This window comes from Paenibacillus sp. J5 (genome assembly GCF_054955055.1).
This window is the reverse complement of record NZ_JBUEDD010000005.1, coordinates 101138-117206: the sequence shown is the minus strand read 5'-3', so window position 1 is coordinate 117206 and position 16069 is coordinate 101138. Positions and strand designations below refer to the sequence as shown.

Sequence of the window (16069 nt, the reverse complement as noted above, 5' to 3'; positions counted from 1 at the left end):
TGTCTGGCAGGTGCGAGTTTATTGGAAATAGACAGGTCTGCTTCATAATGAACACTTAATTAAGCGTTGAAGGTGATCAAGATTCAAAATGGCATCCCCGAAACGGTAATCAAAGAAGTATTGCGCCGTACAGATATTGTCGAGACAGTCGGGAAGTATGTCCATCTGATGAAACAGGGCAAGCATATGATTGGCCTGTGCCCCTTTCATTCTGAGAAGACGCCATCCTTCTCCGTCACGCCAGAGAAGCAGATTTTTTACTGCTATGGCTGCGGACAAGGCGGCGACGTCATCAAGTTCGTTTGTGAGCATGAGGGTTATTCGTTCCCCGAGGCGGTCAGGATGCTGGCACAAGATGCGGGCATTCCCATTACGTGGGACGCAGCCGAGCAACAGGCGGACACGCCATTCCAGCGGGACAAGCGCAGCCTCCTGTCAGCACATGAGCTGTCTGCGAAGCTGTATCATTACTTGCTTAATAACACGGAGTTTGGGAGCTCGGCGAAGGACTATTTGCGATCACGCGGCATGACAGACAAGCTGATCGACCATTTCATGATTGGCTACGCACCAGATCGCTGGGACACGTTGACTCATTTTCTGGAGAAGCGGGAGTTCGATCTGGAGAAGATGGAGAAGGGCGGCTTGTTGTTGGCCAAGCAGGACGGTTCAGGGTACGTCGATCGGTTCCGTGGCAGAATCATGTTTCCGCTCTGGGACAGAGAAGGGAAGGTCATCGGCTTTGCCGGGCGTCTGATGGGGGAAGGGCAGCCCAAGTATCTGAATTCTCCGGAGACGATTCTGTTTCATAAGAGCAAAAGCCTGTATCATCTGCATCATGCACGGCAGGAGATCAAGAAGACTGGACGACTCGTTCTTCTGGAGGGCTACATGGATGTCATCAAGGCTTGGGATGCTGGTGTACGCAATGGAGTGGCGACGATGGGAACTTCGCTCACCGAGGAGCATGTGGAGCTAATTCGCCGCATGGCACAAGAGGTCATCATCTGTTATGATGGCGACAAGGCCGGACAGGCTGCTGCACTCAAGACGGTGCCGATGCTGGAGAAGGCTCGGTTGAAGGTTCTGGTCGCTCAGCTTCCGCAGGGCTCTGATCCAGATGATTACATCGCAGACAAAGGACCGGAGGCATTCGTGAGGGAGGTCATCGGTCAGCCGGTATCGCCTCTGAAATTTAAGCTTATATATTCAAGAAAAAGCCATACAATGGTAGAGGAAGAGGGCCGGAAAAACTATGTGATGGAGGCAGTTCGTCTGATTGCCCAGCATGAATCCGCCATTGAACGGGAATTTTATCTGAAGGAGCTGTCCCTTGAATTTGACATCTCGCTTGATACGCTGAAGCAGAACTGCCACCAGGTACGAGAGCAGATGCAAAAAAATAAAGGGACTGCGGATAATAACGTTATTTCGTGGAATAATGGTATGAATGAAAAACGCCGTTCAGCCGGCCCCCCGCCGGTGCTTCCAGCCTATCAAAAAGCAGAACGTCATTTATTGCAGGCCATGCTGCAGGATGCAGACATAGCCGGAATGGTTCATGACCAACTGGGCGAGGCGTTTGTTGTTGAAGATCACGCAGCATTGGCGGCTTATTTATATGCTTATTATGCCCAGGGTCATGAGCCCGATGCCAGCCGCTTCATCGCCTCGCTGCAGGATGATCGGCTTGAAAGGGCAACCGCATCCATACTAATGATGGATGATATGCCATATGACGAACATTTGCTCAAAGATTATATCAAGGTCATCCGAAAAGAGCATAAGCTGCGTATCATTGAACAGCGGCGTGAGGAATGGGCGCAAGCTGAGCGCTCCGGGGATCATCTGCTGGCAGCACAAATTGTTACTGAGATTATTGCCCTAGAGAGACAGGTTAACGAAGGTCTGGAGGATCGTTTCTAGGGAGGAGGGAGTCGGAAAATGGCGAATGATCAGCATACTGAACTAGAAACCGAGCAAAAGCTGGAACTGGTTAAAGAGCAGCTTATTGAACAGGGCAAAAAGAGAATGTCCCTGTCATACAAGGAAATCGTAGAAAAGCTCTCGCCCTTCGAGCAAGATCCGGAACAAATGGATGAATTCTTTGAGCAGTTGGATGACATCGGTATAGAAGTTGTCAATGAGAACGATGATATGCCGCTAGCTGTGGAAGACCATGACCGTGATCGGGAGCATGACGACTTCAACTTCGACGATGATCTAGCGCTGCCGCCGGGCATTAAAATTAATGACCCCGTCAGGATGTATCTGAAGGAAATTGGCAGAGTACCGCTGCTCTCAGCGGATGATGAGATAGAGCTGGCCAAACGGATTGAGAAGGGGGATGCGGATGCCAAGCGGCGGCTGGCCGAAGCAAACCTGCGGCTGGTTGTCAGCATCGCCAAACGGTATGTAGGCCGTGGAATGCTGTTCCTGGATTTGATTCAGGAAGGCAATATGGGCTTGATCAAAGCAGTGGAGAAGTTCGACTTCACCAAGGGCTTTAAATTCAGCACATATGCAACCTGGTGGATTCGGCAAGCAATCACGAGAGCAATCGCCGACCAAGCGCGGACGATCCGCATACCGGTGCATATGGTCGAGACAATCAACAAGCTGATTCGCGTATCGAGGCAGTTGCTGCAGGAGCTCGGGCGCGAGCCTACGCCGGAGGAGATAGCGGCTGAGATGGATCTAAGCACAGACAAGGTGCGAGAGATCATGAAGATTGCTCAGGAGCCCGTGTCGCTGGAGACACCGATTGGCGAAGAGGATGATTCTCATCTGGGCGACTTCATCGAGGATCAGGAGGCGCTGGCTCCAGCCGATGCGGCAGCGTATGAGCTGCTTAAGGAGCAACTGGAGGATGTGCTGGATACGTTGACGGAACGTGAGGAGAACGTGCTTCGTCTGCGCTTCGGCCTGGATGATGGTCGGACACGTACACTGGAGGAAGTCGGCAAGGTATTCGGTGTTACAAGAGAGCGTATCCGTCAGATTGAAGCGAAGGCGTTGCGAAAGCTTCGCCATCCGAGCCGCAGTAAACGGCTGAAGGATTTTCTGGAATAGCCTAACGGACCTTCTGCTAGCCTAGCAGCAAGGTCTTTTTTCTAAAAGCGGTGTGACAAAGCCGAATGTGCAGAGAACACGTGATGTTTCATGATTCTTCATAAGAGAGGAAACGGTGAAGCATGGATCAGGAACGGCGCAAGGTCATTATTAAAGAAATCGAGCATTGGCAGCGCAGCAAGCTGCTGCCAGACCAGTATTGCAACTTTTTGCTTAATCTGTATCTGGTTGAGTCGGACAAGCGGGAGCCCGCCAATTGGAACGGCAAGGCAGCGGCCGCGCTGATGCATGCGAGCGGCAAGCTGTGGTTTGGCGTCATGGCAGTGGCTGCTATTTTAGTGGCAATATTTATATATTTTAACGATTTACATCCAATTGCGCAAGTCGGTATCGTATTGTCCGGGACCGCTGTCGGGTTATGGCTGGGTCAGCGGCTCAGACGAAAGCATGAGGCGATGGGCTTATCCGTCATTGGCATGGGCATGCTCATTATGCTCGGAGGCGGATTATATCTGCTCAAGCTTCATGAGCTGGGAGAGCAGAACGGGGAGATTGCTTATCTGGCCTGCTGTGCGTTGTTCTGGATCGTGTGCGGCATTATGCTGCGGATTCCGCTGCTCCATCTGTGCGGCTGGATTGCAGGCGTTATGGTCTATGCGCTCATGCTGTATCGCAATTCTACTGCGCCAATGTGGTATGACGTTCAGCTCTATTGGCTCCCCGCTTCCTTCATTTATGCCTGGGGGAGCTGGTTTGTGAAGCGTTGGTCGAAGTCGGTATCAGCGATCTTGTTTATTGTCGCTGCATTGATCTGGTTTATGCCGGAAATATACAGTATTGTACTGCTGGATGACATGTTATGGGTAGAAGCTCAGCTAGTAATAAAAATGGTGCTGGGGGGAACCTTGCTGTTTCTTCTAAGAAAAAAATGGATTGCGTGGGTAGCTTAATGATAACGTTATCGAAACGATTGGATACGATTGCCTCTCTGGTCAGCTCGCAGCATCGAGTGGCCGACATCGGCTCAGATCATGCGCTGCTGCCGGTCTATCTGCTGCAATCTGGCAAATGTCCGGCGGCGATCGCCGGAGAGCTGAATGAAGGCCCGTACAAGGCGGCTTGCCGCCAGGTAGCTGCAGCAGGTCTGCAGCAAAAGATTCAGGTTAGACAAGGCAATGGATTGGATGTGCTGCATCAATCCGAGGCAGACACAATTACGATCGCCGGGATGGGCGGAGGGCTCATCCGCGACATATTGGAATCAGGCAGAGCTGCCGGCAAGCTTGAGGGGGTGCGCGAGCTGGTGCTGCAGCCGAATGTGGGTGAGGAGCTCGTGCGCCGTTGGCTCGTTGCTCACCATTGGGTGCTCCAAGCCGAGCGCATCGTGCTGGAGGACGGCAAAATCTATGAGATCATGCATGCAACGGTTGCCAAGGATGAGCAGGAAGCAGCGGAAGCCAATGGAAAGCTGTACCACCCTGGATTCTGGGAACAGACCTATGGACAACCGTTGCGTCCTGATCTGGTGTATATGATGGGGCCGTGGCTGATGCGCCAGCCAGATGCAGTATGGAGCCGCAAGTGGCAAGGCGAGCTTGCAAAGCTGGAGCATATCCAGTCTCAGCTCAGCCGCTCTGATCTGCCGGAATCACGGGAGAAGCTGGTGCAGTTGCAGCAGGACATGAATGAAATAAAGGAGGTTCTGGCATGCTTGCAAACGGACACACCCTCATTCAACTGATGGAGGAGCTTGCGCCGAAGCATTATGCGGTGGAAGGGGATAAAATTGGTCTGCAGGTCGGTACACTGAACAAGCCGATCGCGAAGGTGCTGATTGCTCTGGATGTAACGGATGAGGTGGTAGAAGAGGCGATCGCTGCCGGAGCCAATCTGATCATTGCCCATCATGCAATCATCTATCGTCCGCTGGCCAAGCTTGATTTCTCCACGCCGGGCGGCAGACTGTTCGAGAAGCTGATCAAGCATGATATTGCTGTCTATATTGCTCATACAAATCTGGACGTGGCTGATGGCGGGATTAATGATGCGATGGCTCAGATGCTGGGGCTGGAGGGGCGCGGCACGCTAGATGAGGTACATAATGACCAGTTGTTCAAGCTGGCGGTATTCGTACCGAAGACGCATAGCAAGCAGGTGCAGGAAGCGATCTGGCAAGCAGGTGCGGGTCAGATCGGACACTACAGCAGTTGCAGCTTCACTGTCGAGGGAACAGGCACCTTCCGGCCGGGAGCAGGCGCGACGCCCTACATCGGCGAGCAGGGCCGTCTGGAATCGGTGGAGGAGGTCAGAGTGGAGACGATCGTCTCCGGAGCGGTCAAGCGCAAGGTGGTGCAGGCGCTGCTCAAGGCTCATCCGTATGAGGAGGTAGCCTATGACCTGTACCCGATGGACATGAAGGGTCGCTCGTTCGGACTAGGGAGAGTGGGCAAGCTGCCGGAGGCCATCTCCCTGCGTCAGCTTGCAGAGCAGGTGAAGAGCGCCTTCGATGTGCCGGCGCTGCGGGTGGTCGGCAACCTGGAGAGCCAGGTGCACAAGGTTGCGGTGCTGGGCGGCTCCGGCGGCCGATATGTCAGCAAGGCGCTATTTGTCGGGGCGGATGTGCTCGTCACCGGAGATATAGACTATCATACGGCGCAGGATGCACTTGTAGCCGGACTGGCCATTATCGACCCTGGACACAACATTGAGAAGCTCATGAAGCCGCTTGTCGCGGATTGGCTGGCACAGCGGCTGCGGGAACGGAGCCTGATGACCGAGGTAGCTGCTTCCGAGGTGTCCACCGAGGTATTCCAGTTCATGTGATGATCTGGGTGACGCCGGATTGGAGAGGTTCACCGCCATTGCCAGCAAAAAATTAGCTGGACTACTTGAGCTTTGTGTGAATTCCTAGTATACTAGCAAAGCACCGGAAAGTTTGACAGACAATCGCCGGCAGCTATATGGCTGCGGGAGGAAAGTCCGGGCTCCGTAGGGCAGGATGCTGGATAACGTCCAGTCAGCGCGAGCTGAAGGATAGTGCCACAGAAATGGACCGCCGATGGCCTGCTTGCAGGCACAGGCAAGGGTGGAACCGTGGTGTAAGAGACCACGAGCGGTGCTGGTGACAGCACGGCTGGTAAACCCCATCTGGAGCAAGACCTAAGAGAACACAGCGGCTTCGCGCCGCGGCTCTGGCACCGGAGCGTGTTCGGGTTGGTCGCTTGAATTTTTCAGCAATGGAAAATCTAGATAGATGATTGTCACCTTATAGTGGGAGGGTCGTTCCCGTTATACCACTGACAGGTACAGAACCCGGCTTATGGCAAGCTTTCCGTAACGAACCATTAGAACAATGAGAGAACCTCCATCCCGCGAGTGAGCGGGATGGAGGTTCTTTGGCATGTGTGGACTAGGGTAGGATCTCCGATACAAACTCTAGACCTCTAGACCTTGAAGGTGCTCACGACTTCGAGCAGTTCCTCGGACATGCGGGTCAGATGGGCACAGGAGGAGGTGATCTGCTCCATGGTCGCCAGTTGTTCCTCAGTGGCCGCTGAGACGCTAATGGTGCCCTCGGAGGTTTCATCGGCAATATGCTGCACCTTCTCCATTGACTCCGATAGTACAGAGGTATTGGCAGACATGCTTGCAGCAGCGGCGGAGACCGTCTCGATCTGCTGGGCCACATCGCTGACAGAGGTCAGGATGGCAGAGAAGGAATCTCCCGCAGCGGCGACGGCGGCACGGCCAGAGGTGGCGACAGCAATGCCAGTCTCCACCGAGCGGATTGTCGTACTTGTGTCCTGCTGAATCGCTTGTACCAGCTCGGTGATCTTCTTGCTGGATTGGGCAGACTGATCAGCCAGCTTGCGAATTTCTTCTGCTACAACAGCAAACCCCCGACCCGCCTCGCCCGCCCGTGCAGCCTCGATAGCGGCATTGAGTGCAAGCAGATTCGTCTGTGAGGAGATGTCGCCAATCACGCTGATAATGTTGCCAATCTCCTGTGAGCGCAGCGCAAGCTTGGTGACATCCCCGGATATTTGTTCAACGGTGTGGTGGAGCTGATTCATCTGCTCCATGGCACTGGAGACCGCCTCACTCCCCTCTGTAGAAACGGACGCGGCATATTGGGATTTATCATTTACGACCTGTGCACGTTCAGCGATACCGCGAGCCTCGCCGGACAGGCTGCGCACGGAGCTTAGACTCTCATGCAGCTTGGTCATCTGCTCCTGTGAGCCGGCGGATACCAATTCGGTAATTTCCACGACCTGCTCCGTCGCCTTAACTGTGTGCTCTGCTCCAGCGGCTAGCTGCTGGGAGGAAGCAGCCACTTGCTCGGCGTTGGAGGTGAGCCGGGCGATGATGTCGCGCAGATTAGTGCTCATGGTATTGAAGGCGTTGGAGAGGAGTGCAAGCTCGTCGCGAGACTTGACCTCGATCCGGGATTGGGTCAAGTCTCCCGCTGCAATACGTTCAGCAGCTACAGCCAGCGCACGAACCGGCTTCGTAATCAAGCGTGAGATCCAGAAGGCAATCGCCAGGCCAATTAATATCGATAAAGCAGACAATGCAGTAACCAGCAGCTCTGTACTGCTTACCTCCTCCTCCACTTCCCGCAAACTAAGGGCCATCTGCTCCTCCTGCAGCTTGACAAACCGATTGGCTGTCTCTGTGAACTTCTGGATAATGGGATCATTCGTGCGCGAGAGCTCCAGCGCCGCCGCTTCGCGACCTTGCAGCTTATGCTCGATCATTTGTTCAATATTGCTCGTATATTGCTGCTGAAGCAAATCCAGACCCATTAAAATCTGCCATTCATCACGGTCGGTTATGTATGGCTGCAAATGATGGCTGATCTGGTTATAGGAAGAAACTGCTGCACGATAGCTCTCTACAGATGACAGGTCGCCATCTAGAATAAAACGGGCGATACTGCTGCTCTCGTCCTTTACTGCCATGCTCAAGTCTTTGACGCTGCTCATCGAGGTGACTCGATATTGGAATAGTTCATTATAACGGTGATCGACTTCGCTCATCTGCTGTGCATTCAAAACTGCGATAAGGAGCAGTAGCAGCAGAATCGCTCCGAAGCCTCCATACAGCTTTTTGCTAATTGTATTTTTCATAGGGTCGTAAGCAATCCTTCCATCATTTAGTTTGGATAATGAGCTGGGAAGCAAATATATCCTCTGCATGACGTCTGAACTGAGCGGCGGCTTCTTCCGCGGTCAATTCGCCATTGATATATTCGGCCTCTATCTTGCGAAACGTCGTATCGATTCTTCCCGAGGCGAGAGGAGCCGGCGGATCAATAACGCTGGAATGCTGCTGTACATCGTCCATATAGGTATATTGTTCCTTCTCTTCCTCGCTCATGGCTGAGGTCAGATGCTCTCTGACCGCTGCAACCGCAGGTACGCCACGCTCGCCGCGCAGCTCCTCATTAGCCTGCAGATTGTTCAGGAAGAAGTTGATGAACAGGGCGGCGTTATCCGCCTGCTCGGTATAGGACGAGATCGAGAAAAACATCGAAGGCTTCACATAATTGCCTTCCTGTCCGCCAGCATACGAGGGCAACGGGAGCAGCTTGAACGGTCGGCCGGCTGCTCTTGTGAAGCCGATAACATTATTGCTTGTCAAGGAATGGAAGGCTGCCTGACCCTTGACGATGAGCGTGTCCTTGTCGGCATTGGAGTCAGGCTGCCGCCACTTGGGCGCCATCAGTCCCTCCTCAAGAAACTGCTTCTGAAGCTGCATGAAATCAATGAAATATTGATCGTCCGCATAGCCGAGCGCTGTGCCGGAGGGATGAAACAGCGATGCTCCCCGCTGGCGCAGGTAGTAGCTGAAATCAAAGATGGTATTGCCTACAGGGAAAAAGTCCTCCCGATTAACGGCAGTCTTGAGCTGGCGTGCCACTGCGAGCAAGTCCTCATAGGTATAGGCCCCAGCAGGCGCGGCAATGTTGTAGGTATCCAGCAATTGCGGGTCAAAGAGCAGGCTGGGGGCATTGATTCCGGTAACGATGCCGTAGAGCTGACCGTCCACTGTGCCAGAACCGATGGAGGAAGCATCCATATCGCTAATGTCCAGCTTGCCTTCCTGCACAAGGGCATCCATGGGCAAGAGCAGCTTCCGGTGCGCGAACTCTTGAATATATTTATAATCCATCTGAATCACATCGTGTAGATTTTGATCTGCGGTCAGCATGGCAATATCCATCCAGTATTGTGAGTTAGGGGCATCCTTCCATTCGATCTGAATGTCTGGATAAGCATCTTCGAATTGTTGGATGACCTTAACGGTGCGTTCTTGCCGGCCTTCGTTGCCCCACCAATATACACGCAGCACCTGCTTGCTGTCGTCCTTGATTTCCGTCGTCTCGGCAGGTGCGTTGTCACTGCTGCACGATGTAAGCAGTATGAGCACCAGCAGCGTCATGATGACTGCTGACCAAGATAATTTGCTATGTTGCATTGTCATTGCGAAACCTCCGAGTAAGTAGTAACTGTATATAATATCAATATTTTATCCAGTATATAGTATATCGGACGGAGATTTGGAATTGTTAGCGGCAAACATTTTTTCATAAATAAAGAATAAAAAAACAAAACAAACAAGCCTGTTGCTAAGAGCCAGGCATCAGCGATGAAGCGGCTGGTGTCTAGCGAGCAACAGGCTTGCATTAATTTAGGTCGTGTCTGAAAACCCGTTCAAGGGCATCTCTCACCGCCTTTCCGCCCCATGCTGCGTTGCCTTTTCTTGACGTACCCCGGTACGCCTGCGAAAAAGCGCCTTGCCTGGAACGAAAATTCGGCCAGATCTGATCCGTTCAGAGTTTTCAGACATGCCCTAGTGTACGGGACTTCCGCGGAACAAACGGGTGAACGCATCCCATAAGGAGAACGTCTCCGTCTGCTGCTTCATCGTACCCGCCGGCGCCGCACCTTGCGGCTTTGCGGCCTCCAGCGCTTTGGCAACATCGATCTGACCATAGCCGAAATAATCGTCCTTGCCCGGCTTGCCCAGATCTGTGCTTGTATCGCGCATAAGCTGCATGACCTGCTCATTGTTCAGCTCGGGATTTTTGGAGCGGATGAGGGCGGCCAGAGCGGCTACATGAGGGCTAGCCATCGATGTGCCTGACAGAGCGGCATACTGGCTGCCTGGATAGGTACTGGCAATGCTCGCTCCTGGTGCGGCCACATCAATGTAGTCGCCGTAGTTGGAGAAGGAGGCTCTGTTGCCATCATGATCCGTAGCTGCAACCGCGAATACCTCTGGATAGGCAGCAGGATAGCCAGGTCGATCGGTATTATCGTTGCCGCTTGCTGCAATCAGCACAACATCATGGTCATAGGCGTAGCGAATCGCATCATGCAAGAATTCGGCCGAGGCGTAGTTGCCCAAGCTCATATTAATGACCTTGGCGCCGTGATCAGTCGCCCATATAATGCCCTCGGCTACCGAGTAGGTCGTTCCCGCTCCGGAGTTGTCCAGCACCTTGACAGGCATGACCTTGTTGTACCAGGACAGGCCGGCGACTCCCTGGCCATTGTTGGTTGCAGCCGCGATGATGCCGGAGACATGGGTACCGTGCCCCACATCATCCTCCGGGGTCGCCTCCTTGTCCACAATGTTCACCCCTTCGGCAATCTGCCCCTTCAAGTCCGGGTGATCTGTCTGAACCCCTGTATCCAGCACGGCAACCAGCACCTCATTGCTCCCCCGTTCTACCGACCAGCCCCGTTCCGTCTCGATCGTGGGCAGATTCCACTGATATTGAGAATAGAGGGCGTCATTAGGGACGATCGGCTGAGCTGCGGCATGGTCTGTATTCGTATTGGAGAAGCTCCAATTCGTCATATAGTAATAATGGGGCTCAGCGTAATGCGGGTTATAGCGTTGACGGAAATAACGCATGAGCTGCTCGGTGCCGATCGATCGCGAACGAAATATATACGTATACCCCAGCCGCTCGATCTTGTCGGCGTCCAGATCGGCGCGAATCTGTTGCATCTCCTGCTCGCTCGGATCTTGCCGGAAGCGGACGACGACTTCATTCGTATGATAATGAGAGGCGTCCTGGTTAGCTTCACCGGTCTGCACGCGCGTATCGTTCAGCGTCCCTGGCTCGACAGCCTTGGTCTTGTATTTACCCTCATGGGGGTAGGGAACAAGTCTCAGGTTGCGGCGCTGGTGCTGCTCGACCTGTGCAACGATATGCTGCTGTACGACGCCGATCAGCCCCTGACCGGGATTGCGACTGTCGGGAACAGCCAGCACCATGTACCGTTTGCCATCAGGGAGCATCACAGTGCCCGAATGAAATTCACGGCTGTTAGACAGGCTCTGCTTGGCCTGCTCAACGTGCGGCTTCAGCGGTTTGGGCAAGGTGCCCAGGCTACTGCTGGCGGCCTTGTCATGCCAGCTCATGTATTCCATATGAGGATGGGTCTTCATCATGTGTTGAATCAGACTTCTGCGGTGCTTGTCATCTCTGGCATTCGTGATGGTCATCCGCATCTGCTTCTTGCATTCCGCATGGCACAGCATGGCGGTCAAATCCATGTCGCTCTGCAGCGCTGCCTGCTTCATCCGCTTCTCGACATTAAGCCCGCCACCGCGGCTTTCATCTGCCGCCATGCGCGGGACGGAGGGAGCCGGGGCAGGTGAAGGAGAAGGAATGAAGACCGGAGCGATATGAATAATTAAAGCTAATGAAGCAAGAACCATAAACCATGATGCAATTTTTCGGCGTCGCATCGTTTGTCAGCCTCCCTAATCCATTTTCTATCCACATTGTGTTGTCCATTAGGGTGAGATGCCGCAGACAAAATTATACCCAAGGCTGGCCGAATCAGCAGTACCATCTCGATGTAATTTGTGGTACCATTGTTGATGAAGTTGACAAGTGTTTGGGCAATGACGAAAGGGGATTTAGATAATCATGACATCGACCAATGTGAAGCAGCTTTGTGAAGAGACAAGAGGGAAATTAAAGCAATCCGTAAGCCAACTCGAGGAATTTCTCAATCAGCACTCGTTGTCTGATCTCAATAGCGGACAGCAAGAGATGGAAAATTCAGAGTCATTTTACAAAGGACTGTTGTCTGACCTTCGTCATCTGCTTGTTTTCTCCGAAGTGTCCTACGAGAAGCTTGGGGTAGCGCTGAGACGTCCCAACTTTGACCAGGAGTTCGCCGAGCGCGCTCTGTATGAGGTATACCATCAGTGTGTCAATGCTTATTTTTATCCTAAGAATGAAGGGTACTCCGAGGATGGGCGTTACGCTTATACCGGTCAGGAGGCCATTCGTTTCCTGCAGAAGCCGGTGCAGCCAGTGCGCGACATTGTGCTAGGCGTATCCAAGGTGTATGAGGAATTGCGCGATGATCTCTCCTATTATGAAAGCGACTATATGACGCAGCAACGGATGATGAGGCAAAAATAAGTAAGCATACCGCACCCCTTTAACGGGAACCTTGTTAACGGGGGTGATGGACTATGCCGCAAGGCGTAAAATGCAGTGTATCCAATTGTACATTTTGGAAGCAAGGCAATCTGTGCAATGCCGACCAAATTGCAATTGATGTAGATCAGCACGCCAACCTGGACACTGAATTTGCTGACGAGTGGGACAGCCATAGAGATACAGCGAAGACTTCCTCTGTGACCTGCTGCCATACGTTTCAGCCGAAGAGGTAATCCGCGTCTATGGGCACACACAAGAAACGTCGCAAGCTGCCGCAGGGGCGGAATCGTCAGGAAGCGGAGATCGCCGCTGAACTAACGGCTCCTTCGCACACCGTATCCCGTGATTCGGCAAGACAAGCCGTCTACCCGTCTGACTTGTCGGAGGGAGCGCAAGCGTTAGGCATCGTTGCCTTGCTGTTTGCCGCCGCTTCCTGGATGATCTGGCCGTTCCTGCTCGGGGCAACCGCAGCAACAACCGGCTATATCGCATATCGGCAAGGAAGTCGTACACTAGGTATTGCTGCGATCGCGATGTCGTTGATTTCTATGCTGGCACATCTTATTCTTATCCCGTTATATTTTGCATTCACTTAGATCGAGCAGTTAGGGTATAGCAATGGTAATGCAAGTAGGACACCCTGGGCGGCATGCTCGTGCTGCTGCCCGGGGTTTTCATTTTGTAAGGCTTCCAGCTTACGGATAAAAAGGAAAGGATGTTTTGAGAATTAAAAATTTGTGGACACGCAAAAGATTGAAGCCCGTTGTAATTAGTATGGTATTCATTATAATTATCGCCTTGGCCGCCGGATGGTGGTATTACAAAAAGACCCGTTATGACTTTACGAATCCTTACCCGCGCCAGCAACTGCTGGAGGTGCAATCGGTGGCAGAGCCAGCACCATCCTATGATGTCATCGTTGCCGGGACAGACCCTGAGGGTATCGCTGCAGCGCTGTCGGCCGCTCGCAACGGGCTCAGTGTACTGCTGGTGGACGGCAAGGATCGCCAGATACTAGGCGGTTTGATGACCGTAGGCGGGTTGAATACGATCGATTTCAATTATGCGCCAGAGAAGCGCTCGTTATTCTCGTATTTTAAAGACACGGAGATTTTGAACAAGGGAATCTTTCTGGAATGGTACAAGCAGATCGAAGGCACTTCATTCGATGTGAATACAGCGGCGAATACATTTTATAACATGGTGAAGAATGAGAAGAATATTGATCTGTTGATGCAGACGAAGCGGATGGAGCCGCTGACAGAGGAGCAATCATCGGGAACAAGGACGGCTACAGGCATGCGTATCGTCATGGCTGATGGCACCGAGCGTCTCGTGAGCGCACAAGCGATCATTGATGCGACGCAGGATGGAGATATTGCTGCGGCTGCCGGGGCGCCGTATACATTCGGACGTGAGGACATCGGGGATCGCGAATCCTTGATGGTGGCGACGCTCGTCTTCCGGCTGGACGGTGTGACGCAGGAGGTATGGGGGCAGATGGGGCGTCATGAGGATGCCCGAATTGATCGAATGAGCATCTGGGGCTATCATGATGCGCGCGAATACCAGCCGACCGATCCTGCCAAGGTGAGAATGCGCTCGCTCAATATCGGCAGGCAGAACGATAACAGCGTCCTGATTAATTCGATGCAGTTGTTTGATGTTGATCCGCTCGATCCGGAGTCGGTACGTCGCGGCTTGGAGATTGGCGAGCGCGAGGCGCCGTTGATCGTCGAGTTCCTGAAAAAGCGCTTCCCGGCTTTCGCGAATGTTACCTACGGGGGCACGGCTACTGAATTGTACATAAGGGAGTCCAGACATATACAAGGCGAATACCGGCTGACATTGGCAGATGTGATGGAGAATCGCGATCATGCTGACGCGATTGCCTACGGTTCCTATGCGATCGATATTCAGAGCACAAGCAAGGGGCAGATCGGTACCATCCTGATGAATCCGCAGCAATATGGCATTCCGTTTCGCTGCCTTGTGCCTTTAGAGGTCGACGGGCTGTTGGTCGTCGGCCGCGCCGCGAGCTTCGATACGCTGCCGCACGGGAGCGCCCGTGTTATTCCGGTCGGTATGGCGACTGGGGAGGCTGCTGGAGCGGCCGTGAAGCTGGCGCTGAGCAACCATCAGACATTGCGCGAGCTGTCCCACTCGGAGGAGAGGATGAAGCAACTGAGGCAACGACTGAAGGGGCAGGGAATGGATCTGGCGATGAAATCGTTCGAGCAGCCAGCTTACCTGGCGAACAAATCCTATCCCGGACTGCTGGCGGCTGCAAGTATGTATCTGACCTCTGGCTCCTATTCTAATGATCAATGGGATCTGGATGGCAGCTCCAACCCGCAGCGGTTCGTCAACATCATGCGCCGCATTCGCTCCGCTAACCCGGAACGGTTCGAGAACGACCCGATGGATGCGATCCGTGGCCAGAAGGAGCCGCGTGAGCAACCACTGTCGCTGAACCAGGCTGCCTACATTATACTGACCGCTGCGAACAAGAACACAACAGAGGCGCTGGCGCTGGCGGAGCTGCTGAAGCTGGGATGGCTGGATAAGGCAACGATAGAGGGAATTGAAGATGAGGAACAGCTTACTAATGGCGAGGTATTTATGCTCATTCGCGATGTGGCGGAGCATTATATGAATATCCGGTTTCAGTAAAGGGTTTTGGTAAAGGGTAGACAAGAAGAGACAAAGGCAGCTCTCTATCCTCGGTAATTCATCTGGTCGGATAGCATCAAAACGTGTACAATAGAAGCATCAACAATAGTGGAGGGACTTCCGGTGAGCATTGATCCTCGCGTCATGAAAACCTTGCTCCAGCTTCAATGGATGCCGTCGGTGGATATTAGCAGAGCGGGGGGCAGTGTGCTGTCTTCCCAGGATGGAACGGCTAGCACGCTGTTTCAGACGCTCTTAGACGAATATGTGCAGTCGGCCGAGGCGGATTCGGCTTCGGTCGGAACGGGAGCGCAGGAGCGGCTGTCATCATGGTCTGCGCTGCCCTCCTCCTGGATGGCGACGGCTGGGCAAGCTGCTGCAACACAGACAGGCAAGAGCAGCGACTATGATGCCTTGATTGAGCAGGCATCGCTCAAGTATGGGGTAGATCGATCCTTAATTACAGCCGTCATCCATCATGAGTCCTCCTTCAATGCTGGAGTCGTGTCCCAGGCTGGCGCGAAGGGACTCATGCAATTAATGGATGGAACGGCAAGCTGGCTCGGTGTGAATGACGCCTTCGACCCTGCGCAAAATATCGATGGCGGTACGCGGTATCTGTCCTATCTGCTGCGCAAGTATGATGGCAACGAAGCGGCAGCGCTCGCTGCCTACAATGCCGGACCGGGAAGGGTCGACCGTCTGGGCATCCACAATGATGCGGATGTGGTGGACAAGCTTCAACAGCTTCCTGAGGAGACACGCAATTATATTCGGAAGGTGCTTGCCACTCGTGAGCTTTACTAAACCTCTGGACAGCCGGCCTCGCACCGGCTGTTCGTT

At 53.3% G+C, this 16069-nt stretch carries 13 protein-coding genes and 1 other RNA gene; 11 read left to right on the top strand and 3 right to left on the bottom strand.

What is annotated here, in order from left to right; genetic code table 11:
* Positions 1-66: 66 nt before the first annotated feature.
* The 6 genes from dnaG to rnpB all read left to right on the top strand — a co-directional run bounded on the left by dnaG (position 67) and on the right by rnpB (position 6407).
* The gene (gene dnaG, locus ACY1JZ_RS10630; protein ID WP_442954895.1) at positions 67-1926 is read left to right on the top strand and encodes a DNA primase; all 1860 of its coding nucleotides are present in this window, start codon (positions 67-69) and stop codon (positions 1924-1926) included.
* 18 nt (positions 1927-1944) lie between these two features.
* The gene (rpoD, locus tag ACY1JZ_RS10625; RefSeq protein ID WP_270172265.1) at positions 1945-3072 is read left to right on the top strand and encodes an RNA polymerase sigma factor RpoD; all 1128 of its coding nucleotides are present in this window, start codon (positions 1945-1947) and stop codon (positions 3070-3072) included.
* Between the two features lie 122 nt (positions 3073-3194).
* Positions 3195-4022, top strand: coding sequence for a hypothetical protein (locus ACY1JZ_RS10620; RefSeq protein ID WP_462629126.1), 828 nt, complete (start codon positions 3195-3197; stop codon positions 4020-4022).
* Positions 4022-4813: a tRNA (adenine(22)-N(1))-methyltransferase gene (locus ACY1JZ_RS10615; protein WP_462629125.1), complete on the top strand. Its 792-nt coding sequence runs from the start codon at positions 4022-4024 to the stop codon at positions 4811-4813. Before ACY1JZ_RS10620 ends, ACY1JZ_RS10615 begins: the two co-directional genes overlap by 1 nt.
* The gene (locus tag ACY1JZ_RS10610; RefSeq protein WP_462629124.1) at positions 4780-5895 is read left to right on the top strand and encodes a Nif3-like dinuclear metal center hexameric protein; all 1116 of its coding nucleotides are present in this window, start codon (positions 4780-4782) and stop codon (positions 5893-5895) included. The genes ACY1JZ_RS10615 and ACY1JZ_RS10610 overlap by 34 nt, the downstream gene beginning before the upstream one ends.
* A gap of 107 nt (positions 5896-6002) precedes the next feature.
* Positions 6003-6407: RNase P RNA component class A (gene rnpB / locus ACY1JZ_RS10605), an RNA gene on the top strand.
* A 108-nt stretch (positions 6408-6515) separates the two neighbouring features.
* Here rnpB and ACY1JZ_RS10600 read toward each other — a convergent pair.
* The 3 genes from ACY1JZ_RS10600 to ACY1JZ_RS10590 form a co-directional block, all read right to left on the bottom strand.
* On the bottom strand, positions 6516-8204 hold the full coding sequence (locus ACY1JZ_RS10600) for a methyl-accepting chemotaxis protein (RefSeq protein ID WP_462629123.1): 1689 nt from the start codon (positions 8202-8204) through the stop codon (positions 6516-6518).
* Between the two features lie 22 nt (positions 8205-8226).
* Positions 8227-9561 (bottom strand): ABC transporter substrate-binding protein, encoded by a 1335-nt coding sequence (locus ACY1JZ_RS10595; RefSeq protein ID WP_462629122.1) that lies wholly within the window; start codon positions 9559-9561, stop codon positions 8227-8229.
* Positions 9562-9930: 369 nt separating this feature from the next.
* On the bottom strand, positions 9931-11844 hold the full coding sequence (locus ACY1JZ_RS10590) for a S8 family peptidase (RefSeq protein WP_462629121.1): 1914 nt from the start codon (positions 11842-11844) through the stop codon (positions 9931-9933).
* Positions 11845-12028: 184 nt separating this feature from the next.
* Between ACY1JZ_RS10590 and ACY1JZ_RS10585 the strand changes: the two genes are divergently transcribed.
* The 5 genes from ACY1JZ_RS10585 to ACY1JZ_RS10565 all read left to right on the top strand — a co-directional run bounded on the left by ACY1JZ_RS10585 (position 12029) and on the right by ACY1JZ_RS10565 (position 16033).
* Positions 12029-12532: a YpuI family protein gene (locus ACY1JZ_RS10585; protein WP_270172251.1), complete on the top strand. Its 504-nt coding sequence runs from the start codon at positions 12029-12031 to the stop codon at positions 12530-12532.
* Positions 12533-12585: 53 nt separating this feature from the next.
* The gene (locus tag ACY1JZ_RS10580) at positions 12586-12786 is read left to right on the top strand and encodes a DUF1540 domain-containing protein (RefSeq protein ID WP_270172250.1); all 201 of its coding nucleotides are present in this window, start codon (positions 12586-12588) and stop codon (positions 12784-12786) included.
* 9 nt (positions 12787-12795) lie between these two features.
* On the top strand, positions 12796-13149 hold the full coding sequence (locus tag ACY1JZ_RS10575; protein WP_270172248.1) for a hypothetical protein: 354 nt from the start codon (positions 12796-12798) through the stop codon (positions 13147-13149).
* A 124-nt stretch (positions 13150-13273) separates the two neighbouring features.
* Positions 13274-15226 carry an FAD-dependent oxidoreductase gene (locus ACY1JZ_RS10570; RefSeq protein ID WP_462629120.1) on the top strand — a complete coding sequence of 651 codons (1953 nt, stop codon included), beginning with the start codon at positions 13274-13276 and terminating at the stop codon, positions 15224-15226.
* 123 nt (positions 15227-15349) lie between these two features.
* Positions 15350-16033, top strand: coding sequence for a lytic transglycosylase domain-containing protein (locus ACY1JZ_RS10565; RefSeq protein WP_270172244.1), 684 nt, complete (start codon positions 15350-15352; stop codon positions 16031-16033).
* The last annotated feature ends 36 nt before the right edge of the window (positions 16034-16069 follow it).